This window comes from Bradyrhizobium canariense (genome assembly GCF_019402665.1).
Classification (GTDB): domain Bacteria; phylum Pseudomonadota; class Alphaproteobacteria; order Rhizobiales; family Xanthobacteraceae; genus Bradyrhizobium; species Bradyrhizobium canariense.
The window spans coordinates 1-23,088 of sequence record NZ_VSST01000068.1 but is presented as its reverse complement, the minus strand read 5'-3'; the positions used below and the strand labels follow the sequence as shown (position 1 = coordinate 23,088).

The window sequence follows — 23,088 nt, the reverse complement described above, 5'->3', positions numbered from 1 at the left end:
AAAATCGACAAGGAGATCGCCGGCTTTAGGCGCAACAGAGCGCACGATGACGTGCACACCGCCACTACCACAGCACTGACCTCTTCGCGAAACACCTTGCGGCGCACCTACGGAACAGCATTACATCGGAGAACTTCGCGGAACGAAACGGCTCATCAGTCTTTCTCTGACCTTCGGGAGGTGCCCATGACTTCTCAAGCCATAGAAGGCGCATGTGCGTTCGCCTGGCGGAACTACTTGCTGCGCCATAGTGGTATTAGTGAGAACGATAACAGGCGTTCCGCCCTCTTTCGCTACGTCACCAATCTTCGCGATGCTGGCGAATATGATTTCGATCTCTTGCAGAAGCAGCGGTCGCTTACCTGAAAAAGCTGGACGAACTGCATGACACCGACATGCGAGACTCGCCGCAGATCAGGCTTTAGCCGAGGGGTTAGCATCACGTAGTGCACAACCTGGCAGGTCGCTTTGGGCTTAATCACCCGAGCAGAAGGAGCAAGCAGCCATGGTAGACAACATCTCTAATTCAGGCCGTTTCGCGCGCGACGCCCAAAAGCGCACAACCGCAGCGACAGAAATCGGTATGATTGCCTTGAAGCCAATTATGCATTTTCAGGTCTCAATTCTGAGGATGTGGGCCGACAGCATCGAAAGGTTTGCGGGCAATTACGAAAAGGGATTCGAAGAAACCGTGACGGCAGTCGAGGAACAGTCCGACAAGGATCGCGTCGCGTAAATCAACGCAATCGTTCGGCGGAGTCGGAGTTGGGCCATTCGCGTCGATTTTGCCCGCGTCTTCTCGATGTCCGCTCTGGCCCCGACTGCCGACGTGCCGGACACGATGGCGATCTTCGCCTTCGGGCCATGAGCCGACATCGCTCCAAGCAGCGATACTTGTCAGGCTCCTTAGCGGCCGTAGGGGAAGCAGCGGTGGCGATCGAGCGTGAGACCGAAATGCGCTCCTAGCGCAGCGATGGCCGCATCCTGCTCAGGATAAGGATCGGCATTGCATGCGGCAACGATGATGATCCGGAACCCGCCGCGATCCTTGCCACCCGGTGGCAGCATCGCTGTAGCCAGTGGATTACCCTCCCTGTCACGCAACGTGAGGAAAAGCGGCATCTCTCGCTGTACATGGGCCTCGAGGCCGATGTCGCGCTCGATCGCGTTGGGCTGCTCCGGACGCCAGGATTGGACTGCCTTCTCTCGCTCGCGGCAGAAATATTTCTCGACTGTGTGGCGCATCAGGCGCGACTCTTGCACCGCTTCACCTTCCGTCTCGATACGGAACCAGGTCTTACCCTTCGGCGCGTCGCAAACATACTGCATTTCGCCCATCCTGATCGCCGCAATTCTAGGTCGGCGGGCCCGCAAAGCCAGAATGTCATTCTCGTCGCGTTTCGATCTTTTGCGTTTTTACACAGCCAGGGTCAATCGCGTCACTTTGGCCGCGTGCCGTTCTCTACCGGTCTACCCCTGTGAACGGATATCGTCAGACCGCCTCGGCATGTCTCAATAGGCCAACAGGCGACATGGTACCACCACAGCAAAAAATCCCGGCACTTGGCCGGGATCGATACTTCACGCCTTTTTGGTAAACCAAATCGTTGGAGCTTTCGCCACTCCCGCTTTCTGCATGGCATTCTTCAATTCAGCACTCTCCGCAAAGGCTTGCGCAGCTTCAATCGTGGCAAACTCGTGAGTTACTGTGATGTCATTGGGATTTTCGACTGCTCGGTAGACAGCCTCGGCTGCTACGCCCTTCGCCTTCTGAACAGGAGCAAAATCGTCGTAAACTTTCCGCCAGGTCTTGTAGTCGGAAACCGTGTGTCTAACAAACATAGTCGTCATCAGATGTTCCTCCCAGACTGGTCGTAGCAATCTTTCCACGAACGCTTGAAACAGCACTTCCAGTAGCACCAGTATAATACCGGCCACTGCTTGGAGCTATTTCATTTCCGGGTTGCACTGATGCCATCGGACGCTTGCCCTTTGTCCGATAAAACTGAGGCGTGCCGCCACTTCGCTGATGGGCTAACTCCGGGCGGTCTTGCGGGAGCAGCATCATCGCCTCGTGGCCGCACACTTACTGCGACCCGCCACAGGACCAGTCAGTGACACTGACTTGCGTATTCAGTTGGTCGCAGTGTGAAGTTGCTGACGCCGGGTCCGAACTTCAGGCCTAAGCAAACTGAGGCATTATGCCTCTTGGGCGAAACACCCATTTCTAGGGCGCGTCCGTTCTCGTAGAATGTGGTTGCCCTTGAAGCGGGATGTGCCGAAGTCACCGTTCGGGACGAACGAGCAGTACTAGCGCTGTCGGCAGGTACGCTACCCTAAGAGACCGCCCCCTTTTCGGTTTCACACCACGATTTCACATTCCACACGCGCGCAGCTTTTGCGGCGGCTTGTTGCAGTAACCTAGGGAGAAAAGCGATGAGCAAGATCGATCGAAGGTCTGCATTGACATTCGGGTTGGCAGCGGCTTCGGCGGCCATGATAGAGCCCGCCGCCGCTCAAACTACGGGCTACAAGGACACAACTCCGTGGCCAGGTGTGGTGGTGCGTGAGTATGATGGCGAGACACCATCGCTGATCCCGGGTTTTAAGACCGTCTCAATGCGCGACATCATCATGCAGCCGGGATCGAAGACCATGGGGCCCCCGATGATGAATGCCATGGTCTGCCATATCACCGAAGGAGAGCTTCGGCTTGAGCAGGACGAAAAGACCTTTACCGGCAAGAAGAATTTTGTCTGGACCTGCAACAAGGACACAAAGGAGCAGGCGTTCAATGATGGGAACGTGGTCGCGATTATGCGGATCACGGACCTAAAGGCCTAAGGCTCGTTTCTTCGCAAAAAAATCGATTGTAGTTGCGAATGGCGCACGCGACGGCGCACCGATCGCGTCGGTTTGCCCTCTGACGTGACTTCCTGGTTGCGCCGAACTCTAGATATGTCGCTGCGCCAACCGACGCGAGACAAACGTCTAAGGGCTAGTTGGCGGACGATATGAAATCGACGAGCGCCGCGACAATTGGTCGGGGCGTCTCAATTCAAGACTACTGCAACATGAAGAGAGAGAGGGAGAGAGAGAGAGAGGGAGGCCGATGTCTGAATTGGGTCAAAGGCAGCCCTCGGCGGCTTGCATGATCGGGTCGGCTCATCTCCCGGAAGCGGCCCTCGCAGCGCTCTAACTGAGGTCGGTCACGGGCCATGTGTGGAAGTCGTTCGTACACTGGCTACTCGCAAGCCGAGCGAGACGGATCGCTCGGCTACAATTTTAATTATGGCAGCCCAGGAAGTCGTTCCTGATCAGATCAATCTCACGCTGCTTTCACCAGCACGTCAGTCAACCAATCCGGCTCGGCGATCATAACGGAGTGGCCGGACGTCGCGTTTTCGAGGACGGTCCAAGAATTATCGGACTTGCACTCCCCTGCCGCTTTGTCCAAGGCGGCTAACTGGAATTTGGGTAAGCGGATGTAGGTTTTCTTCGCGACCTTTTCGCGTGCGCCGGAGAGCTTCACAGGTTGCAGCCATGTGCCAATCGGTTGAGGAGTTACCTTCGATAGAACCCAAGCAACGTCTTTGGGGTCGCTAAAGGCCGTCGGGGGGAGCGCTTTGGGAGCCGGACGGCTGATTGCACCCTCCTCTATCGGGAAGGAGACCAAGTCTCGGAATGACTCCCCGTCGGCGGGCTTTATTGCATCAACCCAGACGATAGATGACACACGGTTTCCGACGCGCTCAAGCGCGCCCGATGCGGGACATCCGGCATACGAATGGGCAACGAGGCAAATGTCTGTGAGGTCTTCCCATTCGACGAGATTTGCGATGTCCGTGATGTGCGTGTCGAGATTTATGTCTCTGCTGAGGAGATGCGAGCGTTCTGCCAATCCCGTAAGCGTAAGCGCATAGACTTTGTGGCCCTGCTTTTCGAGCCTCTCGGTGACGCGATGCCAACACCAAGCTCCGTAAAAGGCTCCGCCAATAAGAACAAACGTCTTTTGCGCGGATTGAGCACGTGCGCTGCTGATGCTTGATGAAGTTACCGAGACCGCGCTTACTCCGGCCGCGAGACTGCCGATCAATCTGCGGCGGGTGACGTCTGACAAGGTCATGAAATCTCTCCGTGCAAAAAAATTGGGTACCATACGAGTGCAACAGTGTAATTGCAAAAACCGAACAAGTGGAAGATGACCTCAGCGGCCTTCGAAGGAATATTTTTTTGACCGGTCACTGACTTCCGCCATGGGTCACAAGCGGCGGTCGGCGACAGCGCCAGCCGTGCCCGGTCCACCTCAAACGGCCGACCTTGCGCCGCCTCGGGTGTAGTCTTCAGCTCCGGGCCGACGTTGTAGGCAATCAGGTTGAGGAGGAAGTCGGCGGTGACGCGAGTTGGGCCTCGATGTTGGGTCTTTGCTCGCCTCGTGTTAGACATCGCCTGACCGACCAGGGAGAACAGCCATGACCGCCGAGTTCGATGAAGACCGCTTCAATATGGCTATCCGTAAATTTCTGAAGCATGTCGGAGTTACATCGCAGCGTGAAATTGAGAACCTAGTGCGCAGCGGCGCGGTGAAAGGTGGCAAGCTCAAACTGCGAATGACCCTGTCGGCTGAGGGGACGGCGCTGAAACATGTAGTCGAGGAAACAATCGCACTCTGACGATGTCCCGGCTGCCCCGGCATTGCCGTCCTGTTGGTGGAGCATTCAATCCTGTTGATTTCCGGCAACGACTGCTTTGGGTCATTTTCTTGGCACAGAGTGCGGGATGGTTGATGTCCGTTCCTGTCCAAAAGCGCCGTACCAGTGTCTGCCCATGAGCGTTTCGTTTGGCCGGATGGCCGTGATTCAAACTCCCGAACTGGAGCTCGAATCATGCGCTACGAACTCGCTGACTACGAATGGACCGCCATCAAGCCGATGCTGCCGAACAAGCCGCGTGGCGTCCCCCGGGCGAACGACAGACGGGTCCTGAATGGCATCTTCTGGATCCTTCGATCAGGAGCACCCTGGCGTGATCTGCCGGCGGCGTTTGGGCCATACACCACTTGCTACAACCGCTTCGTCAGGCGGCGGCGGGCTGGCGTCTGGGGCCGCATCATAGAAGCGCTTGCCACTGCCCATGATGCCGCTACCCAGATGATCGACACCTCCATTGTCCGCGTACATCAGCATGGAGCCTGCATCGCAAGGAACCAGCGCCAATCGATGGGAAGGTCCCGCGGCGGTTTGACGAGCAAAATCCATGCGGTGGTCGACAGCAATGGTCTGCCGGTACGGTTGGCGCTGAGCCCCGGTGAGACCAATGACGTTCGACTTGCCGGAAAACTGCTGTCTCGTCTGAAATCCGGGTCAATGTTGCTTGCGGACCAGTGGCTATGACGCGGACTGGATCAGGGAGCTTGCCATGAAGAAGGGCGCGCGTGGGCCAACATCCCGCCGAAGAGCAATCGCAGCGATCCGATCTGCTTCAGCCCATATCTCTACCGCGCCCGCAACCGGGTTGAGCGGTTCTTCAACCGGATCAAACAATGTCGTCGGGTGGCGACGCGGTACGACAGGCTGGCCGCCAACTACCTTGCCTTCGTTCAGCTCGCGTCGATCAGGCTATGGCTGCGTCTTTATGAGTCCGCGTCCTAGTTCTTGCCAAGGCGGTCCGATGCAACATCGCGATGTGCGGTTTCGTTCTTCCCCTTGTCGTCGATGCCGCGCGACGGGTTGGTGTCCGGCTGGGCGCTGGTACCTCGCCGAGACCGAGCTGCTGGGCGGCTGCGATGCCGATCGTCACCTTGCACGATCTGAGCGAGGTGCAGCTCCGGATGCTGCGACTTGCGCTCAAATGCTTGAGCGAGGACGCCGCTGGGACGTGCCGGCCCCGCGGGTCGAGCTGACCGAGCTGATGAACCGCGCGACGTCTGGATCCACGCGCAATGGGATGAGGCGAAGGTGCCTTAGCGGCCATTGGCGGAAGCTATGCTCAAAATCGTTCAGGGCGCGGGACGGATAAGGAAGACAAGCCGACCGCCCAGCCTCTTTCCGCATCAGCCGCGCTTCTTCTGAGCGGATGGCTTAAATTCCACGACCTCGTGCTGCTCGCTGGAATCCGAGTGCCCTTGTTGTTTTACGATGACCTCAAGCTCGAGAGCTTCGAAGGCGAGTTCATCCGCCAAGCGTTGAAAGAGCGCGCGCTTTTCGGCATCCGTCGCCGACTGACTCATAAGAGCAAAGTCTCTGGCGTCCGCGCGGAGCTTTTCCAATCGTCGCCTGAGGTCCTTCATCATCTTGGCTCAGGTTCTAAACCCATCCTCGACGCAAACAGTAACCTTGCTTTCCGGGATGACGGATGATTCAACCACGGAAACAATATATTGGTTCTCCTAATTGTTAGTTAGCCGCGTATTCACCGTGCGGTGCATAGCCACGGTCGCGCGTGGGACCAACTTTGGATGGACGGGCCGGTGGTCGCGGCGCGAGGCCTCGTCATTCCGACCTTGCCGCAGGTCCACCCAGGGTGCCATCAAAGGTACATCAAGGTCTGAAACCGCACAGACCCGAGTTTTGCACCGGACCAGGCCTCGACTGATTCTTTGTGTCCCTAGATGCGCTGGGATCCGATGGTGTCGGCGTCCCAGTGAGGTGGATGTCGAGGCCGTTTTCGCCCGGCTGCGCAAAGGTGGCTCCTCGCGACGGGCTCCGGTTTATGCTCGCTTCCTTGTGCGTACTATCCTGCTCATTTTCGGGGTATGGCTGCTGATCAACATTTTCTTTGTGATGGCTGTCGTGCCCGCGCGAAGGCCGCGCTCCCCTCCGAGACGGTCGGAGGGCCTCCGTCCCCGGCACCGATCAATAGGACGGTCCGTCGCCAGCGCGTTATTGCTTCGGTGCGGGAAGAGTTGCGCGCGTCCTCGTGTTTCCGTTTGTCCAAGCCATTAAGCGGCGCTTCGGACGGAACCATGATAGGGGCCACGTGAGTTGAGAGGCGACGCGCAAGCCGACCAGGATCAAGGTGTCGTGTGGTTCGGCCGTTGTTCGCATTCGCCGGAATCCGCCACGATCAACGGACCACGACGTCAAAGCCCCCTCGGCGCATCAGGTCTACGGCACCAAGCTGCTGTGCGTCGACCGCGCGCCGCGGCAGGACCGGTTCAATCGCGGGTCAAATCAGGTAGCCGTGACTTGAGTTAAATGGCGCGATATTGAATGATTCAATTGTCCGGCTTCTGGCAGGCGAGTTGCGGCGCCAGCCCCTGCCACCCCCCACCGGATCTCGGTCGCAAGTCTGCTCGCCGCGTCGCTCGCAGCTACAAACCCTGCTTTGTGATGCCGGGAACGCGCTTGGGCGAAACGGTCGTTCGTCGCTCGACCTGCGCTTTGGCGTCCAGCACTTTATCGCCAGCTCGCGCGGCGCGCGGCCGGCTCACCTGGTCCGAAAGACTGGGGCCCTTTCCAAACGTTCCGACTGGAAGACCATTTGTCGCGTGACCACCATTGATGTTTCCTTTGGCCTGTGCTGCCGGGGCTGATGCGTTTCGGGCGGGTAAGGGGCCGATGATCATCTGGTCCTCGTTGCTTGTACCCGTTCCAACGGCCCCGATCGGCAGGCCATTTTGCGCGTGGCCAACCCCGGCATTTCTTGCGGCCTGTGCGGCCGTCCGCGACTTTGTCGGGGTGGCGGGTTCAACGTTCGGATTGTTCAATTGATTGTTGGTGCTCGGATTTGCGCCGGTGGCGGTGTCTTTCGTCCCCATTCCGGCAGGCGCTGAGGGACCAGCGCCGGCGCTACCCGCATTCGTCCCCATTCCGGCAGGCGCCGAGGGACCAGCGTTGGCGCTGCTCGCGCTTGTCCCCGTGCCCGCACCCGCCGACCCAGAATTTGCGGGCCTCCTGGCGCGAGGACCAGAAGAGCTGAGTTGGCGACGATGGCGGCGAGCACCAAAGGGGCGGCATGGGGCATTGGACGATCTCCTTTGCCAAACCGTTAACCATGATCCCCGAGCCCGGTTCCTCTGCGCCATGGCTGGTTCTGCCGCATAGTGCTGGACCGCACGCGAGCCCTCGATTGGTCGCACGCAAAACGCAAAACCGCGCGAGCTACTATTGCCGATTCAAGGTGCCATTGGCAGATTAGTCAGCAGGTCTGACGGAGGTGGCCGCTTTAATGTAACACTCGGGTTGCTTCTGCTAGCCGGACCTTCTCTCTCAGCTCCTCAAGATCCTCGAGCGCGTCGAGTAGTTGCATCAGATTGCGGGTAACATGTGCCAGATTGGGCTTTGGGCCTTTGAAGATTCGAATTTTTGGTCCCATTGCTAGACGTCTCCTCGCAACGAAAATCACTGGTCCGACTGATTGGCAAGGAGCGTGCCATCTGAGCGTCCGCGGAGAGCTCCGGTGATGGGAACGCCAGTCGCGCTCCCGCCCCAATCTAACAGGGAAGGAGAGCGCCAAAAGGCGCCGGTCGCCATCCCCCACATTGGGACGATTATCTCCCTCCCGGTTGCGAGTGAACTATGGGCAGCAAGCCGCGCGATGGCGACAGCTGCGGAGCAAGCAACAGCGCCCTCTGCCCTCCGCATCGAGGTCTCGCAGCGATCAGACGCGTTGGAAAACAGTTAATCCCTAGTCCTGCACGGCCTGGTCGGTCTGCAGCGGCGCGTGTGGCCGCCCCCTGTCTTGCGCCCGCCGAACGGTTGGCACAGGTTTGCGGATCGTGGCGGCAACTGGCCTGGGCAACGGCACCGGCGTCTTGGGGCGTAGGATCTGCTCGGAAGCGTTAGTGGTGATGCCGGCCAATCGTTCTTGGACCATTCTGAGCTGTTCGCCGGCATCCGCTCTGTCTCGCACCATTTGTGCCTGGACCGCCGTAAGCTGGTCGGAGAGCTGGCCAAGGTCGCGGACGATTTGATCTTGGCTGGCCTTGAGCTGCTCGATCGCTTGCTGCGGGTTCGTAAGGTCGCCCGACAATCCCTGGAGCGCTAGCTCCGGCGAACTGGGGCCAGCGGCTGCCTGGATCGCATCGTGCGGTGTAGTCAGCGGCCCCGGTTGCTGAAGTGCCACATAGGTTGCACTCGTCTGAGTGGTAGGCAGAGCCGAGGAGATCTCGGCTCTTTCTTGCGGCAACGACGAAGGTGAAACGGCATGCGCGGACCACCGATACATCATTGCTCTGACCGCATCGCCGTAAGATGACTGCGCAGCAAGAGCAGCTAAACAGATGCCGCTTGCCAACAGCAGACCGATCAGGCCGCGCAGTGCCGGCCTTCCGCGCGCTGAGCTCGCCCCGCGGTCAGGTGGTCGAAACCATTTCGCGGAATTCTTCGGCTGAGAAGGATGGCGCGTGCCATCCTGATCTAGCTTGGCAAGCTGTTCATTGACACGCGCCAGCTGTTCATCTGCACGTGCGATCTGATCATAGGCGTGGACGAGCCGTTCATCCGCGCGCGCAACAAGCTCGACGTCTTCCGGTGAGAGCGCGGGACTATGAATTTGTGAGCCGGGATATATCGGTCTAATCGGCGAATGCATCGGCGTTCCCCATCGCACCCGATGTCATCCGGACCGAGGCCGGGCATTAAATCGGGCAAGTCCACACTCCCCAACGCCGGTTTGACCAAAGCAAGGCCACAAGATGAAAACCGGAGGGCGGATTTTCGGCGACAGCGCACAGGCCTCTAATCCGTCGAGGATCTTCGGGAAAGACGGACGGCGGCGCATCGCCCGGCCATCCGACGGAGCTGGCCCTCGCGGTTCGCGGGCCCATTCAAAACGGTCGTAGTCCCCCCGACTGCACGCTTCTCCCCCAAGCCCGCCACCAAGGCATCTCGACCACTCTCGACGACCTGACTTTAGTGGTTACAACCCTGGCGCTGCACGCCACGAACTCCGCCGCGCGCATCGAGCAGATGCCTGCCAGCGGACTCATCTTCGTTGCGGCGAGTTCTTTTCCTTGTCGCGATCGTAAACCGCTTTGAGGCCGCGGCTTCGGCCTGTCTGACCCGCTTTCGTAACTCGATGAGCTGACGGTACTCGGCTTCCAGCGGGCGCGATAGGAGAACTGCGCGGCTGGTGCACGATAGTTCGAACTTCCATACGACGAATATCGAATCATGGAAATCGAACCCGTTTTCAGGCAACCCCCGCTAACTGATGGTTCGGGAACAAAAATGCCCGATCGACGCGACGATATTCCGTCTCGGCAAGTTGGCAACGAATGTCACTCGTTAAGCTTGATGCTACCGAGGAGGCTGGATTGCGCTCGCGCTCATGAACCGCCTACGCGGAAGCTGCCGAGCTTGCACCAAGTTCGTTCCCAATCTGGAACGTTGCTGAAGAAATCCCGGACGTTGCAGATTTACAACCCGCGCAGCCATTCGCGATACTAAGCTGTGGAGACGACCAGACATGCTTACTTCAACATGATCGCGGGGGCGAAATGTATGATGTCTATCGCAATGACAGGCGCTTCTTGCTCGTTCTAAGTTCAGGCTCTCCCGTGCCCGTGCTTTACTCTGCACATAAGTGGCGGAAGAGCAGGAAACGAGTTCTCAAGGTCAGCGACGAAATCAAGTCAGCCGTTCAGGCACAAGGCTATTACGTCCGCAGCCTGCGGATCACCAAGGAGCGAATGATCGACGTCGAGTAGGTGGCGAGCGGGTGTTCTCGTTTGCGCGTTTGATCACCAGCAACCAAGCCGCCATTATCGCGCTGTTCCGCGTCGTCAACCGCTATGTCGGCAACTTCGCACCGATGCCGGGGTGTTTCCGAACCATTCGGATCGGGCTTTTCGAAGGTGCAGGGTGCGAGATAGTCACGATTGCGGGTGGGCATGCCGCCTAGCACGGGGGGCCGCCCTTACGTCTCAAACGGAACTCCATGAACGGGCCGAGATTTTGGCTTTTTTCCATTGAACCTTTAATCGAACTGTCGGACGAACCTTCAATCGGAAACCGGAGGTTTCCCATGAAGCGTCTGATCTCATCTGCAATCGTGGCCGTTGCCTTCCTCATTGTTGCAACCACTATGCTGTGGTCTTACACACCTTCGGCTGAGCGCCATGTCACCCGTACAGCCATAGGTCATTGCAAGAATTTCCACAGCCTGGCCGGGACAAAAGCGTCCGAACTATTGCCTTACTAAGCACCAGTAAAACGCGTCGAGACGATGTTGACCTGTAGCAGATGGCTGGATGCCACGCCGACATGGGAGTAGGCGAAGGCGCTGCAATGACCCGTTGCCGGATGATGTGCTCAAGATCGTTATGCGCGGGACCGAGAAAGAAGCTAATCGGGCGGCTTGAACCGCGAACTGCTTTGGCAGCTTAGCTCGCCGCCGCGCCATCCAACCGCGCCAGCCCAGCCTCGATCACGGCGATATCCTCCTCGATCTGCTGGACGGTCGTCCGGAAATCAAAACCTGTACGTGCCTTTAGGTCCACGGCCAGTTTCCGGCGCTGCGTGCGGAGATCATCCAGAGCCCTCCGATTGTTCAAGCGAACGTAACCGTCCACAATCAGCTCGATTGCGTTTGGCATCCCACCCCCTGTCGTGATCGACCGGCGCCGAACCGCTTACCCAGCAACACGCTTCAAAACTTCAAAACGGCATCTCTTCGCAAATTGTGTGCAGCAGCCGTCAAATGAGACCCTATGATCAGACCCGAGTCGACCTAACGCCAGGAGAGCAAGGGGGCTGCACATTCAATGGAAGACCGGCTCCCAATATCGCAATTGCGCGTTGTTCATCCCTTTGGAGATCGGCACATGAGATGCCGTCCATGACGGGTCTCCGTCGCAAAAGAACTATTTAAAATCCAAACGCGCGACCGATCTGCCGCAGCATAGCCATGGCCGCGTCGGTGTACCGACCGTGGGTTAGGTATTGATCCACTTGCGCTGTACTGATCAGCGCAACAACGAAGACCGTGAAGCCCTTAAGCATTGGGGCGTCTCCTGAAAGAGACCGCCAACCGGGCGTGTCGAAGTAATAGACTGCTCTCAGAATGCGCTGCCGCATAATGCGACTGTATGTAAATGGTGACAGTGACCGGTAACCAATCCCTTAACCGGCGTTAGGTGCGCCGCCCCATGGACGAGGCGAAGGCGCTGCAAGAGCCGTTGCTCATGTGCTCAAGGTCGTGATGCGAGAGGTAGGAAAGGAAGATAAAGCCGCTGCACAGAGGCGCGCGGTTCCTCGATAGCGCAAACAAAACCGTCGCCCAGAAGAAGCGGCGAGTGTTAGTCCCCACATAAGGGAAGTCACTTCTTCATGGCGTCTGCTGCATCCCGCGCGGCATCCTTAACGTCACCGGCGGCGTTGTGCACGGCGCCCTTGGCCTTGTCGGCCCTACCTTGTCTTTGGAGGTCCTTGTCGCCACTCAGCTTGCCAGCACCTTCCTTAATCGTGCCCTTGGCCTTATCGGCGACGCCTTTCACGTGCTCGCGATCCATAACGCGCTCCTTCAATCTTTAGGTCTTTCGATGACGCACAACGCGCGAGCAAGTTCAGCGTTCCGAGTAGCCCTGTTCACCTTGGATTTTCGCATCAGGCACCCGTGTGCGCTCCAAATCTAAATTCGACCTGGTGCTGACCTGTGTTTGCACCAGAACTCGTGGAACCTCGAAATCTCGGGTGAGTTACAGAACCGGAGAAGCGGTAATCTAACCATGCGCCCAGTAGCACGGTGGATTTCTGTTTATCCGTTCGTCCTCTATTGGGCAGTACTTCAACAGAGAGGTGACAATGAAAGCATCCCTTCTTGCTGGCGCGCTCATCGTCGGATGGGCTGCTCCAGCACTTGCTGACGAGTTCTACGTCGTGCAAGGACCTAGCCACAACTGTACGATTACCACCACGCGCCCGGCGGACAAGGAAGTCGTGACGCAGATCGGTCCGATGGCCTTTAAGAGCCGCGTCGAAGCTGAAGACCGCATCAAGCAGACCAAAGTCTGCGACGAAGGCACCGTTGGTAGCAGCACCAGCAGCACGACCGTTATCAAAGAGAAGCAATGAATTCCTGATCGAATTCTGGCGAACTTCGAGAAAGATCGCGCCCGGTGGGCGCGACCTTTTTGTTTGCAGATGCCGCGCTATTTCAGATCGTGTATTCGCCTCCCGCAGAGGGCTCGACAAATTGGTTGGCGGTTGCCTCTACATCACATCCATGCGGCATTTGGATGACTAACCGGCCCGCTGTGCGAAGACACGTCCGCTAGTGCGGCTTACTCGACCCTGCTGCTTATGGAAGCGTTGCAATCGACTGTAAACCGCAAGGCGAGTGCGGCCTAGCCACTGGCCGATCCCGCGTGCAGTCATGCCACTGTCGAATAGCGCAAGAAGTTGCGCTTCTTCCTCGGGGGACCACGAACGGATTTTCCGGTCTATTGTTTGACATCGCCCATCCATGCCAGCGAAACAACCGCGAATTCCATTGTAGGGCAGAGCTAACTGACTCTTCTCCGCCTAAAGATCATCCTCGAACGAGACCCCGATAAGATTTCCACTCGACCAGACTAGGCGGCAACTTCGGATGATGCGATCTGTCTCGAGCATTAGTTTGAATGTGGAGGCCACGTGCCGCTTCGACGGAAGCTCAACTGATGCCCCTTCTTCCGACATGTTGACCACGCGGCAGCGTAAGCTGGCGCCGTCGCCTGAAATGTAGGCGACCTCGTCCACATCGATGCGCTCCAGCTTTCGACGTTCTATCATTTCATTATAGCCGCAACGAGATCATCTGCGCCCGATGTGCACCTTGTCTCTAGCAGCTTAAATTGTCGCGCGATCTGTGTTGCTAGGTCTGATCGTTCCTTACCGAGAGCTTTTCTTTGCTCAAGCATGTCGTGTCCGTCACGCTCGAGCACCTGGATCAAGATGGTTTGACTTTCGATATAAAGCTGCTTGGTTGCGATTGCTCGAGCGATAGCCGCTAGTTCATCATTGCAATCCGAAGTCATTAGCAATCTCGTGGCTGGCCTGTCGGCGAGTAAAGCTCCATCCTACCTGGCCTTACCTGCGAAAACGTTACACTTGATCCGGTGGAGTCCCAGCAGCCCGACGCCTCCTTTGCCAACGGATTAGTCTGAAGGCGCACACGCGACACATTCTACCGTTTGTGCGGCGCCAAAGGGATTTGCCGCCTTACGTTGTCCGTACTCTTACGGACGTTGCGCATCCGAAAGCTTTGACGTCTACTTCTGATTGTTTTTATGACGATCTTGTTTCCCGACGAGAGGGCCCATGAGCGTTAAAGCCATGATGGCGATGATCCTCCAGAACCAACTGGCCTTGCGAGGCGTGCATTCGCTGACGGCGTCTGACTACGACCAGATCGTAGAACTTCTGATTGAGCAGCTCAGAGAGCTGGAGCTGAGCTTGGCTGTGCGAGAGATTGCCGACAAGCCCCGGGAATAGCAGCAGCACCCGATTTTTTAAGGGAGGACGAAGACGAATGCGGAGATTATTGTTCAGACACCGGTGCCCAAAGCCGACAACCGCTACTGGCTGATCCGATAGAGAAGTGGCGGATACCCGGCCAATCGGGTCCAGAGCCACGCGTTGGTGCGGCCTTCAGTCAGATTTCGTCCGTGCAGCAATCTCTTTGACCTTTGTCAACGTTCGTTCGAATTCGGATTTGAGATATTGCTCGTGCGCCAGGTCTGTTGGCTTCAGCAGAAATGCGACTTTCACGAAAAAGCGGTTCAACAGCGAAGTAATTAAAAGATTGTCCGAGTGTTTCGACCGGAGCGCCGTAAGTCGACGACGCATCTCGATGAGATCAAGCGTTTCGTGGTCCGGCTGCTCTCTCAAGTGAAGCTCGCGCGACTGTCCAGCGTCGAAGTCGCTGCACCGAATATAATGGTGCGGCGACTTCGCTGGGGTGGAGCGGACAAGGACAATGTCCCTGTGCGCAAACCTAGTCCTCTAGCGCGCGGCAGCAATCACGGTCTGGAATTAAGCTTGATGTTCGTGTTGCAAGTTAATTCTGGAACTGAGCGTAGGGCGAACAATAGGAGGTATTGAATTTCGGATGCACTGCCCGGGCTGTTCCATGTTGAGCGCAACGTGGACACTCCCCATCTGCTGCTTTGCCGAGCTGTCTTGCGAATTCTTGTCTGAGGTCTTGCGTCTCCCAATGTGCACCATCGCTCCTGACGATCTTCTTGGCGCGCTCGAAGGCGTGGCTTTCGGCTGCATCGTCGCCGACGCGGACATCCTAAAGACGTTGGCCGTCTTCCGGCTCGGCCCCGGGGCGATCATCGGCGGCTCGTACGTGACGCCTTCGTCTCTCGTCAGAGAGGCAAGCCGGTCCAATTGATTAGCTAATCCGGTGAGGGTCCTTGCGACGCTCTTCAACCAAATTGCTCGTTCGGTGGAAATAGCGGATGATTTAGCAAGGGCCTTGTATTCAATCGCGAGTTCTTGACGTCGGGCGGCAACATACAACCAACGGCCGGTCTGTCCGGTAGCGGACACACCCACCTGACCTGAGGCCGGCTCGCGGCCTTTAAATAATAAAAGGAACTTAATTTGTTTAATTGCTTTAAATTTCGTTCGGCTTAATATCCGCACGCCACCAACCGGAGCTCAGCATGCCAAGCGCCACAGAAGACGAGGATCGCCGCGAGTTCTTAAAGACCTGCGGTAGGTTTGCCGTCGTGACGCCTCCAGCGATGACGCTCCTGCTATCAACATCGCTGACGTCTAACGCCATTGCGCGGTCTGGCGGGGGCAGCTCGCATGAGCATCACCACCATCACCACCATCATGACGATTAAGGCAGTGGCATTTCGATAGGCGGTGCCTTGGGCAACGCCGTAGGCGATCATGTCGGCCTTACGCCGTCGCCGGCATGGAGTGGGCGGCCCTGGGGCGCTCCTGAAGCCCCCCTGCGCTCCAGGGCGCTTTCCCCTCACAGGCACATGACCCTAGCCGGGCGAACATCACCGGCGCGCCTCGCTCCGCGACCAGCAGCAGCACTTTCATTCTGGCCGATCGCCGACCAGCAGCCCACCTCGCTTGTTGGGCGCGAATCTGCGAACTGTATAGGCAGGCATAGGCGTGCAACAGGCTGGGGGCCGCTGGCGCGATGGAACAGTCACGCTACCCACTGGTGAGAAGGTGGACGCCGGAAGATCATCAGCGGCTGATCGCTCTGGCCGCCGCAGGAAATCGACCCGACGATATCGCTCGCGCGCTGGGATAGGAGAACTGCGCGGCTGGTGCACGATAGTTCGAATTTCCATACGACGAATATCGAATCATGGAAATCGAACCCGTTTTCAGGCAACCCCCGCTAACTGGTGGTTCGGGAACAAAAATGCCCGATCGACGCGACGATATTCCGTCTCGGCAAGTTGGCAACGAATGTCACTCGTTAGGCTTGATGCTACCGAGATGCGTTAATCCTGGAACTGCTGACCAGAAATGGATCTGCACGTGAGGCCGGCTAGCTACACGAACACGCGAGATCGAACCGCTCCGAATACTGACGACGCCAAACCACGAACATAATACCGCAAATATTCGTCTCGAGTTGCGGCCACTTCTGTTTGAGCTGTGGAGAATAGTGAAAACCAGAAGAATTGACGGCGCAGCTCGCATTTAATCCGACGCAGTGAGTCGGAGTTCCCGAAGTGCTGGACATTTGGTTTCCACTTCTCGCGACCGCCGTCGTCGGCACACTCCTTTTTCTGGCGTTCCGACGATAGCTCGCCGTGTGGCAATGAATCCTCAGCGGCCGCTGAAATTGCGGTTCCCTACGTGATGCCTTTGACTGTGCATAAACAGGAAGGTTCACTTCCAAGACAGGAGGTGGACGTGAGTACCTGGTTGCTCATTTTTCTAGTTATTTTGAGCGTGGGCATTTTAATCGCACACGCTATCGACGCGATGCGCTCCTGAATCGCCGGACATCACTTGCCATTTAATTGGATTTTCGTGAAGAAGACCAAAATCACGCACTTGTCTAATCGTAAGCGCTGCTCCGGCTCGAAATAGAGCGGCTGAGGGCTGAGTCTTCCCGCATCGCTCGTCAAGGCGAGGCAGACTGGTGAGTCGAGAAGCAAGACAAAGGAATGCATGTTGTTTTGGCACTAACGAGGCGAAGGCTGCCTTCGCGCAGCTATGCAAGTCGCAAAGCGTTCATTGTTCAGACGCCTAGCGGCCAAGTTTGCTCTCTCAAGAGAGAAGAAACCCCGTGGATCACCAGCCGGAGAGCGAGACCGACATCCGGCTCGCGCCTTACGCAATCGAAGTACTGCTACCAGAAAGAGGGAGAACCACCGCATGAAAGCCGCGCAGATCGGCCGGTATTCGCAATGCTCAGCAGATGCCCTGAAACTAACCTCCTGCGAAACGATCAACCGCCCGATGGCAAAGAGCCGCGCGAGCCGATATCCCGCGCCGGAGACAGCCCCGTGTTGAGATCCACGCTCCTCCGCTTCCCCGCGCCAGCGTTTCGCGGCGCTCGCTTCCAGCTGTCGAACCGCGGGACCTTTCGAGATTAGGTAGCCAAGGCCAAGCAGAGATATCGTCGTCATCGGCCGAAACGCGCGATCTGCCGATTTTCCTTGGCGCGGGATACTACATCCGGCTGATCCAAGCTAACGCGCGCAGATCGCGGCGGTGCCGGGGCCGTAGACGGGCTGGCGGTGTTTTGTGCGATCGCGAGATCCAAGGCCCGGCCTTGTCTGCGGCGGCAGTCGCCTGGAAGTCGTCCATTTTGCGAATTCGAAAACCGTGAGGCCCGAGCGGCAGGCCAGCAGCAATATCTTGCTTGCCCCTCGCAGCAACTCGACGCGTGGCGATCCGCGGAGGGAAAGCATACAGCGAATGTGCGAAAGCGAACAGACCTGATGGGTCAATTTGACTAGTCTCGCGGTGGTCCCAATTGCGGGCCACGTCTTCTGGGGCAGTACCATAGAGGGGCGTGCAATGGACGCTCGTGCGCGACTGGATGGTTGTCATTTCGCTCTGCACCAACATTGTGAGGCACTCGCGTCTCAAGTATCCGAACTTGAGACCCTTAGAGACCGAGTAGCCAAGGCCGAGCGCAGAATCGTCGGTGCGACACGCGAAACTAGAGCTGGGAAGGCGGTTTATGAGGGCAGCGCGGTCGGCCCGGCCAGCAACGCGATCATCTGATCAGCGTAAGGGTCCGGGCTTTCAAGACTGACTTCGCTGCTACCCGCCCCAGCCGGGGGCCGGACTGTGGACATTCGTGATTACCAACCGCAATTTGAGCAGATGTCCCTCGATGAGTTGTGGGCTCTCTACACGGATGTCGATCAGATTCTCGCCGCGAGGATCGTTGCCAAAAAACAAGAACTCGACAGGCGACTCCAACAACTCCACCAAACTAATGGACCGGGCGGTTCATCAGAGCTCAATGTCCGCGCATCATCGTCGGGTCGCGACCGCCTCTGACAAGGGCGTCGCGCTTGCCGCAAACCCTGCGCGCGAGCGAGGCGCCCCGCCTACGGTGATCGGGCCATCGATCAATGTCTGCCGGCGGTCGCTTCAGCTTGTGGCTGCACCTGTCGTCCTGGCAACAGACCAAGAGACCGCGGCCCCGAACCAGCTGATGTCCATAACCGGGAGCAATGAAAATGCAACACCACAGCATCGCCGACGTCAGCTGCGTCATTCTTCAATGCCTGGATGCATATCAAGCCGCTGACGTTGAACCACTCGTGTTGAAGTGTTTCCCGGATCTCGACCGGCATACGCTTTGGCAAGCATACAACTTAGCCTTGGTGGCATACACGTCAGGCACAGGCCTTCACCACCAACGACAGCAAGCGGCAGCCGCGCAATGACCGAATTTGGAAAAACGCTCGTGCCTGCGACGTGCTAAGCACCGCAGGACCGAGCCGCATCACAGATCAACAGGTGGCGTACCAGCGATCCGGAAACGGTAGTAGAGGCCAGGTGCCTGCGTTATCATTCGCGACCGCAGGCATGACGTCGATGGTTGTCCGCCCACTCGAGGCACGCACCAGGCGCACGCCCGCGACGATGGGAGCATTGACCGGAAGGCGTCCGGCTCAGATCACGCCCACAATGATCAAAACTCCGACCTCGACCAATAGGAGCGTACCCGTTGCCGCGGAGATGAAAAACAAATCACCCAATGACAGGAACTGCATGATTCCCCTCCCAATTTGCCAAAGAAGCGGCCCCTACATCCTTTGGACGGCGTGAGCAGGGGGCAGGATGATGGGGCCGCTTCCAAGGAGGTCCTTGACGCGTGCGTCCGGCGCCAAGCATTCGCATCCTAATCCAAATTTAAATCTCGTCCATTATTTAATTCATTTAATCTGATTTATTTCTTAATATTTAATCAGCGCGGCGAGCTATCTCTCTGCACGGCCGCGCTAGTCGAGCGGCGGGCTCGGGCCTCACCTATATCGGGCGGCTGCCGCATGGGGTTGGAGGGGTTGGTATCTAAGCACCGGGCCCGCCGGTGCGGGGAACAACACAGTCAGCACTCGGCGCTTCTTTGACACTCATGCGTCCTCGTCCGAAAATGGATCGTCATAATCTATCTGCATGCCAAAGATCCCAGATGTGCAATGACCGTACAATTCCGGGTGCCGCGTCGCGACGAAGTTCGCAGTGCGCTGGGGCGCGGGAAAAAACAGGGCAAATCTGTCAAATACGGGGGCTAAACCGCTGGCCCAAGCACAAAGCGCGTTGAAATGCTTGCTGGATTCTGACCGTTTCCACGCCGGAGCTTGCGGGAATTCGCTCTTGGGTCGCGGCAAGTCGACCTTCGGCTCAGGGAAGAGCCACACGCATTAACCTTCAGGGCTGCAGGGCTTGTTTATGTTTGACGACCGAAAAATTCGCTTCTAAAAACGCGTCAGCGGTCCGGTCGAAAGCCGACCGCCGTGCCCAGAAACCCCGGCAGATACAACAGAATGCGGAACGTGGTGATCAACCGCGTCGCGGCATGCTTTGTTCTGGGACGTTTCAGCTCAGGATGAGGTCGTGGTCTGCGGCGCTGACGCTGGAGCAAGATCGTGCCTGACAGGACCAAGGCCGAACACGGCCTCGAAGCTACGACTTACAAGGTCGGCTACAAGAAGCCACCTCTCGAGACCCGCTTTGGTGCAGAGAGGCAGCCTGAGCGAGTCGGGCGACGAGCCGCAACACGTCCTGCTCCCGATATTGCTGCTCTGCTTGATGAGCCCCTGCAGGTCAAAAGCAAGGGCAAGAAAACCAAGATGCACCTTCATGAGGCCACCCTGCATGGCCTCTTCAAGCGCGTCCTCAAGGGCGAGATCGGGGCTATTAAGAAATTCCTGCAGTATTGTCGTGGCGCAGGCCTGCTCGAGGCTTCGGCCCTTGCAGCGGCGGGCGTTGTCGTTGAAGCGCCCGAAGGGGTCCCGCTGGAGCTCGCGGCGCTTCTGATCCGCGAGGTTGGGCTGCCGCCATGGGACGAGGACGTCTACGGGGCCTATCGTGCCGAGTATGACGAGGAATGCGCAAAGCTCGCAGCACTCAAGGAGGAGGCTCTAAAAAGGGCGAGGTCTGATGGCAAAGACGTCTTTTAGGGGCGCCTCCGCACCGGGGCGAGTACCGCCACCAGCGATCAAGCGCTTTGCGAAGGGCACATCAGGCAATCCCCGTGGCCGCCCCCGCGGTGGGGTCAGCTTGGATGCCATAACCCGCAAATTTGCTCTGCGCGGGGAAAGCATCTCGATCGGCGGCAAACGACAGCGCCTGTCGCGGCTTGAAATTGCCTTGCAGGTTCTTAGGGCGCAGGCCGCAGATGGAAAGCCCACGGCGATCCGCCTTGTCGATGAGCTGCGGTCGCATGTTTTAGCAGGACGATCAGAGCGGCCAGAGGGCGGCATTCTGCTGGTGCCCGCACGGTGCTCGTTCGAGGAATTCATCGCCCAAGAGCAGGCACGAACCAAAGATGCTCCCATGCCCGGCGGGGCCGCAATCGACTTGGAGGCCGAAGAGTTCCAGAAAGCAGTCAGCGGCAAAGCGAGCGTCTACGGTGCTGCCCTTCTTGCCTTCCATCGCAAGTATAACCCCCAGCCCTGAACCACGGCATCGATTATGACTGAGCCGAACCAACCAACGCTCTATGATCGCTTCGATGAGACCTCGTTCCGATATTGGGAGCTGCAGCTGCAACAGGGACGAGAGCCCACTCCTGAGCAACTTGCCCGCCTGATCGAGGCAAACCTTGACCATCCGATACCTGTTTGGTTGCGGCCGATCCTCATAAAGGGTTTGCGCGGCGCGCTGAAGGGCAAGCGCGGCCGCCCACCACGCAATACAGACCAACAAGCGCGCCTCTGGCTGGCCAAGGCTGACTATTGCTGGAGGCTTGAAGAGGAGCGACAAGCCGAACATACAGAGCGTAAGCGGGCCAGCGAAACCAAGACAGTCAAGGGACGTCTCCACAAACCGGCGCATGAGCGAGTGGCCGAAAACGTCATACAGCGCTGGTGCCTCTCACTGAGCGTAAGAGCCTTCCTGAACGAGGTTGGTTCACGAAAATAGCCCCGATTTATTCTGAATGAGCCCGGCTCGGCGGACCGATAGACCCTCCTTGTTTAAACCCAACAAGGAGCTTCAAATGGAAGACCGATCGGAACGACACCAACTGGCCATCGTCTACAAGGACACGGGATCCCTCACTCCCCGCGTCACCAACCCGCGCACCCATTCCAAAAAGCAAGTCGAGCAGATCGCCAAAGCCATCCGGCAATTCGGCTTTACGAACCCGGTCCTGGTCGACCAGGACAACGGCGTCATCGCCGGCCACGGCCGGCTGGCCGCGGCCAAGCTGATCGGCATGGCCCAGGTCCCGACGCTCCGGCTCGCCGACATGAGTGAGGCTGAGGTCCGCGCTTATGTGATTGCGGACAATAAGCTTGCCGAGAACGCCGGCTGGGACAAGCGCCTGCTGGGCCTCGAGCTGCAATATCTCTCGGAGATCGATATTGATCTCGACATGACGATCACCGGCTTCGAGATCCCCGAGATCGACCTGCTGATCGAGGCGGTAGCACAGGACACGAAGACAAGCACCGATGCAGCTGATCAGCCGAGCGAGCCCGCCTCCGGCCCCGCCATCAGCCAAGTTGGAGACGTCTGGTGCATCGGTCAGCATCGGCTGATCTGCGGGGATTCGACTCAGGAACAGACTTATCGGCGCCTTCTCGATGGTGAGAAAGCCCAGATGGTGTTCTCCGACCCGCCCTACAACGTGCCAATCGCAGGTCATGTTTCCGGCAACGGCGAGGTCGTTCACCCGGAGTTCGCCATGGCTTCCGGCGAAATGTCGGATGCCGAGTTCACGGCCTTCCTCGCCTCGGTCTTCCGCAACCTCACGAGCCATTCCATCAACGGCGCGATCCACTTCCAGTGCATCGATTGGCGACATGTGCAACACATGCTAGCGGCCGCTGACGGTGTCTACAGCGAGCTGAAAAACCTCTGCGTTTGGGCCAAGAACAATGCAGGCATGGGCTCTTTCTACCGGTCGCAGCACGAACTCGTCTGCGTGTTCAAATCGGGCACAGCGCCGCATATCAACAATATCGATCTCGGTCGCTTCGGGCGCTACCGGACCAACGTATGGAATTATGACGGCGTCAGCTCGTTCGGCGCGGGTCGCGCGGACCTGCAGCTGCATCCGACCGTCAAACCTGTCGCTATGGTCGAGGACGCAATCGGGGACTGCTCGCGCAGGAAGGGCCTTATCCTCGATCCCTTTCTCGGCTCGGGCACAACGCTGATCGCGGCAGAGCGCACCGGCCGCATCGGATACGGCATCGAAATCGATCCGCGCTACTGCGATGTTACGCTGCGCCGACTTCAGGCCGTCTGCGGACTAGGTGCGGTCCTGGAGGCCACCGGCGAGCCCTTCGAGGCGGTTGCGGCGCGGCGTCAAGGCGACGAGCCTTGCTTCAGCGAGGCGGCCGAATAGGGGCCGGCGTGCGCCTGGCTGGTCTCCGCGCGGGACCGGCCGGCCTTCTGGATCTGACCTAGAGAATGCGCGCGGTCACCCAGCCGAACAGGCCGGCTTCGACCGCCGCATGCGGATTCCGGGGATTGC

At 58.1% G+C, this 23,088-nt stretch carries 21 protein-coding genes and 3 pseudogenes; 15 read left to right on the top strand and 9 right to left on the bottom strand.

What is annotated here, in order from left to right:
• Both FXB41_RS41175 and FXB41_RS32145 read left to right on the top strand, forming a co-directional pair.
• Positions 1 to 366, top strand: a pseudogene (locus tag FXB41_RS41175) (hypothetical protein); the annotation flags it as partial.
• A gap of 139 nt (positions 367 to 505) precedes the next feature.
• On the top strand, positions 506 to 736 hold the full coding sequence (locus FXB41_RS32145; protein ID WP_007595374.1) for a hypothetical protein: 231 nt from the start codon (positions 506 to 508) through the stop codon (positions 734 to 736).
• Positions 737 to 906: 170 nt separating this feature from the next.
• Here the strand turns inward: FXB41_RS32145 and FXB41_RS32140 are convergent, their stop codons facing one another.
• Together FXB41_RS32140 and FXB41_RS32135 are read right to left on the bottom strand one after the other, a co-directional pair.
• Positions 907 to 1,338 (bottom strand): hypothetical protein, encoded by a 432-nt coding sequence (locus FXB41_RS32140; protein WP_245285917.1) that lies wholly within the window; start codon positions 1,336 to 1,338, stop codon positions 907 to 909.
• A 243-nt stretch (positions 1,339 to 1,581) separates the two neighbouring features.
• Positions 1,582 to 1,851, bottom strand: a complete 270-nt coding sequence (locus tag FXB41_RS32135; RefSeq protein ID WP_007595388.1) for an antibiotic biosynthesis monooxygenase — start codon at positions 1,849 to 1,851, stop codon at positions 1,582 to 1,584.
• Positions 1,852 to 2,436: 585 nt separating this feature from the next.
• Between FXB41_RS32135 and FXB41_RS32130 the strand changes: the two genes are divergently transcribed.
• Positions 2,437 to 2,844 carry a hypothetical protein gene (locus FXB41_RS32130; RefSeq protein WP_007595390.1) on the top strand — a complete coding sequence of 136 codons (408 nt, stop codon included), beginning with the start codon at positions 2,437 to 2,439 and terminating at the stop codon, positions 2,842 to 2,844.
• A gap of 484 nt (positions 2,845 to 3,328) precedes the next feature.
• Here the strand turns inward: FXB41_RS32130 and FXB41_RS32125 are convergent, their stop codons facing one another.
• Positions 3,329 to 4,126, bottom strand: a complete 798-nt coding sequence (locus tag FXB41_RS32125) for an alpha/beta fold hydrolase (protein WP_219684621.1) — start codon at positions 4,124 to 4,126, stop codon at positions 3,329 to 3,331.
• Between the two features lie 346 nt (positions 4,127 to 4,472).
• On the opposite strand from FXB41_RS32125, the gene FXB41_RS32120 reads away from it, so the two are divergent.
• Positions 4,473 to 4,673, top strand: coding sequence for a DUF6494 family protein (locus FXB41_RS32120; RefSeq protein ID WP_007595394.1), 201 nt, complete (start codon positions 4,473 to 4,475; stop codon positions 4,671 to 4,673).
• A 213-nt stretch (positions 4,674 to 4,886) separates the two neighbouring features.
• A pseudogene (locus FXB41_RS32115) lies at positions 4,887 to 5,651 on the top strand (IS5 family transposase).
• A gap of 401 nt (positions 5,652 to 6,052) precedes the next feature.
• Here the strand turns inward: FXB41_RS32115 and FXB41_RS32110 are convergent.
• Positions 6,053 to 6,292 carry a hypothetical protein gene (locus tag FXB41_RS32110; RefSeq protein WP_246649391.1) on the bottom strand — a complete coding sequence of 80 codons (240 nt, stop codon included), beginning with the start codon at positions 6,290 to 6,292 and terminating at the stop codon, positions 6,053 to 6,055.
• Between the two features lie 2,336 nt (positions 6,293 to 8,628).
• Complete coding sequence (locus tag FXB41_RS32105) at positions 8,629 to 9,534, bottom strand: hypothetical protein (RefSeq protein WP_219684620.1); 906 nt, start codon at positions 9,532 to 9,534, stop codon at positions 8,629 to 8,631.
• 907 nt (positions 9,535 to 10,441) lie between these two features.
• Between FXB41_RS32105 and FXB41_RS41170 the strand changes: the two genes are divergently transcribed.
• From FXB41_RS41170 to FXB41_RS32095, 3 genes and pseudogenes are all read left to right on the top strand, one after another.
• The gene (locus FXB41_RS41170; RefSeq protein ID WP_007595423.1) at positions 10,442 to 10,651 is read left to right on the top strand and encodes a hypothetical protein; all 210 of its coding nucleotides are present in this window, start codon (positions 10,442 to 10,444) and stop codon (positions 10,649 to 10,651) included.
• 29 nt (positions 10,652 to 10,680) lie between these two features.
• Positions 10,681 to 10,770, top strand: a pseudogene (locus FXB41_RS32100) (SOS response-associated peptidase); the annotation flags it as partial.
• A gap of 198 nt (positions 10,771 to 10,968) precedes the next feature.
• Positions 10,969 to 11,145, top strand: a complete 177-nt coding sequence (locus FXB41_RS32095; RefSeq protein ID WP_007595429.1) for a hypothetical protein — start codon at positions 10,969 to 10,971, stop codon at positions 11,143 to 11,145.
• 181 nt (positions 11,146 to 11,326) lie between these two features.
• On the opposite strand, the gene FXB41_RS32090 is transcribed toward FXB41_RS32095, so the two are convergent.
• Positions 11,327 to 11,539, bottom strand: a complete 213-nt coding sequence (locus FXB41_RS32090; protein ID WP_007595430.1) for a hypothetical protein — start codon at positions 11,537 to 11,539, stop codon at positions 11,327 to 11,329.
• Positions 11,540 to 12,262: 723 nt separating this feature from the next.
• Entirely contained in the window at positions 12,263 to 12,454 is a 192-nt protein-coding gene (locus tag FXB41_RS32085) for a CsbD family protein (protein WP_007595434.1), read from the bottom strand.
• A 292-nt stretch (positions 12,455 to 12,746) separates the two neighbouring features.
• On the opposite strand from FXB41_RS32085, the gene FXB41_RS32080 reads away from it, so the two are divergent.
• Positions 12,747 to 13,016: a hypothetical protein gene (locus FXB41_RS32080; RefSeq protein ID WP_007595436.1), complete on the top strand. Its 270-nt coding sequence runs from the start codon at positions 12,747 to 12,749 to the stop codon at positions 13,014 to 13,016.
• A gap of 450 nt (positions 13,017 to 13,466) precedes the next feature.
• Here the strand turns inward: FXB41_RS32080 and FXB41_RS32075 are convergent, their stop codons facing one another.
• Positions 13,467 to 13,715, bottom strand: coding sequence for a PilZ domain-containing protein (locus FXB41_RS32075; RefSeq protein ID WP_007595438.1), 249 nt, complete (start codon positions 13,713 to 13,715; stop codon positions 13,467 to 13,469).
• A gap of 528 nt (positions 13,716 to 14,243) precedes the next feature.
• On the opposite strand from FXB41_RS32075, the gene FXB41_RS32070 reads away from it, so the two are divergent.
• Complete coding sequence (locus FXB41_RS32070; protein ID WP_219684619.1) at positions 14,244 to 14,417, top strand: hypothetical protein; 174 nt, start codon at positions 14,244 to 14,246, stop codon at positions 14,415 to 14,417.
• Positions 14,418 to 14,573: 156 nt separating this feature from the next.
• Here the strand turns inward: FXB41_RS32070 and FXB41_RS32065 are convergent, their stop codons facing one another.
• A complete protein-coding gene (locus tag FXB41_RS32065; protein ID WP_035993372.1) occupies positions 14,574 to 14,813 on the bottom strand; it encodes a hypothetical protein in 240 nt (79 codons plus the stop codon).
• A gap of 325 nt (positions 14,814 to 15,138) precedes the next feature.
• Here FXB41_RS32065 and FXB41_RS32060 point away from each other — a divergent pair, with 325 nt between their 5' ends.
• The 5 genes from FXB41_RS32060 (at position 15,139) to FXB41_RS32040 (ending at position 22,959) form a co-directional block, all read left to right on the top strand.
• Complete coding sequence (locus FXB41_RS32060; protein WP_219684618.1) at positions 15,139 to 15,321, top strand: hypothetical protein; 183 nt, start codon at positions 15,139 to 15,141, stop codon at positions 15,319 to 15,321.
• Between the two features lie 4,708 nt (positions 15,322 to 20,029).
• Complete coding sequence (locus tag FXB41_RS32055; protein WP_219684617.1) at positions 20,030 to 20,563, top strand: hypothetical protein; 534 nt, start codon at positions 20,030 to 20,032, stop codon at positions 20,561 to 20,563.
• Positions 20,544 to 21,062, top strand: a complete 519-nt coding sequence (locus FXB41_RS32050; RefSeq protein ID WP_219684616.1) for a DUF5681 domain-containing protein — start codon at positions 20,544 to 20,546, stop codon at positions 21,060 to 21,062. Before FXB41_RS32055 ends, FXB41_RS32050 begins: the two co-directional genes overlap by 20 nt.
• A gap of 15 nt (positions 21,063 to 21,077) precedes the next feature.
• Entirely contained in the window at positions 21,078 to 21,527 is a 450-nt protein-coding gene (locus FXB41_RS32045) for a hypothetical protein (protein ID WP_219684615.1), read from the top strand.
• Positions 21,528 to 21,603: 76 nt separating this feature from the next.
• Entirely contained in the window at positions 21,604 to 22,959 is a 1,356-nt protein-coding gene (locus FXB41_RS32040) for a site-specific DNA-methyltransferase (protein ID WP_219684614.1), read from the top strand.
• The last annotated feature ends 129 nt before the right edge of the window (positions 22,960 to 23,088 follow it).

Excerpts from the sequence above, each read along its gene's own strand:
- FXB41_RS32075 (WP_007595438.1), bottom strand. The coding sequence starts at position 13,715 with ATGATAGAACGTCGAAAGCTGGAGCGCATCGATGTGGACGAGGTCGCC.
- FXB41_RS32050 (WP_219684616.1), top strand. The coding sequence starts at position 20,544 with ATGGCAAAGACGTCTTTTAGGGGCGCCTCCGCACCGGGGCGAGTACCG.
- FXB41_RS32130 (WP_007595390.1), top strand. The coding sequence starts at position 2,437 with ATGAGCAAGATCGATCGAAGGTCTGCATTGACATTCGGGTTGGCAGCG.
- FXB41_RS32080 (WP_007595436.1), top strand. The coding sequence starts at position 12,747 with ATGAAAGCATCCCTTCTTGCTGGCGCGCTCATCGTCGGATGGGCTGCT.
- FXB41_RS32135 (WP_007595388.1), bottom strand. The coding sequence starts at position 1,851 with ATGACGACTATGTTTGTTAGACACACGGTTTCCGACTACAAGACCTGG.
- FXB41_RS32090 (WP_007595430.1), bottom strand. The coding sequence starts at position 11,539 with ATGCCAAACGCAATCGAGCTGATTGTGGACGGTTACGTTCGCTTGAAC.
- FXB41_RS32070 (WP_219684619.1), top strand. The coding sequence starts at position 14,244 with ATGAGCGTTAAAGCCATGATGGCGATGATCCTCCAGAACCAACTGGCC.
- FXB41_RS32145 (WP_007595374.1), top strand. The coding sequence starts at position 506 with ATGGTAGACAACATCTCTAATTCAGGCCGTTTCGCGCGCGACGCCCAA.
- FXB41_RS32140 (WP_245285917.1), bottom strand. The coding sequence starts at position 1,338 with ATGGGCGAAATGCAGTATGTTTGCGACGCGCCGAAGGGTAAGACCTGG.
- FXB41_RS32045 (WP_219684615.1), top strand. The coding sequence starts at position 21,078 with ATGACTGAGCCGAACCAACCAACGCTCTATGATCGCTTCGATGAGACC.
- FXB41_RS32120 (WP_007595394.1), top strand. The coding sequence starts at position 4,473 with ATGACCGCCGAGTTCGATGAAGACCGCTTCAATATGGCTATCCGTAAA.
- FXB41_RS32110 (WP_246649391.1), bottom strand. The coding sequence starts at position 6,292 with ATGATGAAGGACCTCAGGCGACGATTGGAAAAGCTCCGCGCGGACGCC.
- FXB41_RS32095 (WP_007595429.1), top strand. The coding sequence starts at position 10,969 with ATGAAGCGTCTGATCTCATCTGCAATCGTGGCCGTTGCCTTCCTCATT.
- FXB41_RS32060 (WP_219684618.1), top strand. The coding sequence starts at position 15,139 with ATGTGCACCATCGCTCCTGACGATCTTCTTGGCGCGCTCGAAGGCGTG.
- FXB41_RS32085 (WP_007595434.1), bottom strand. The coding sequence starts at position 12,454 with ATGGATCGCGAGCACGTGAAAGGCGTCGCCGATAAGGCCAAGGGCACG.
- FXB41_RS32105 (WP_219684620.1), bottom strand. The coding sequence starts at position 9,534 with ATGCATTCGCCGATTAGACCGATATATCCCGGCTCACAAATTCATAGT.
- FXB41_RS32040 (WP_219684614.1), top strand. The coding sequence starts at position 21,604 with ATGGAAGACCGATCGGAACGACACCAACTGGCCATCGTCTACAAGGAC.
- FXB41_RS32125 (WP_219684621.1), bottom strand. The coding sequence starts at position 4,126 with ATGACCTTGTCAGACGTCACCCGCCGCAGATTGATCGGCAGTCTCGCG.
- FXB41_RS41170 (WP_007595423.1), top strand. The coding sequence starts at position 10,442 with ATGTATGATGTCTATCGCAATGACAGGCGCTTCTTGCTCGTTCTAAGT.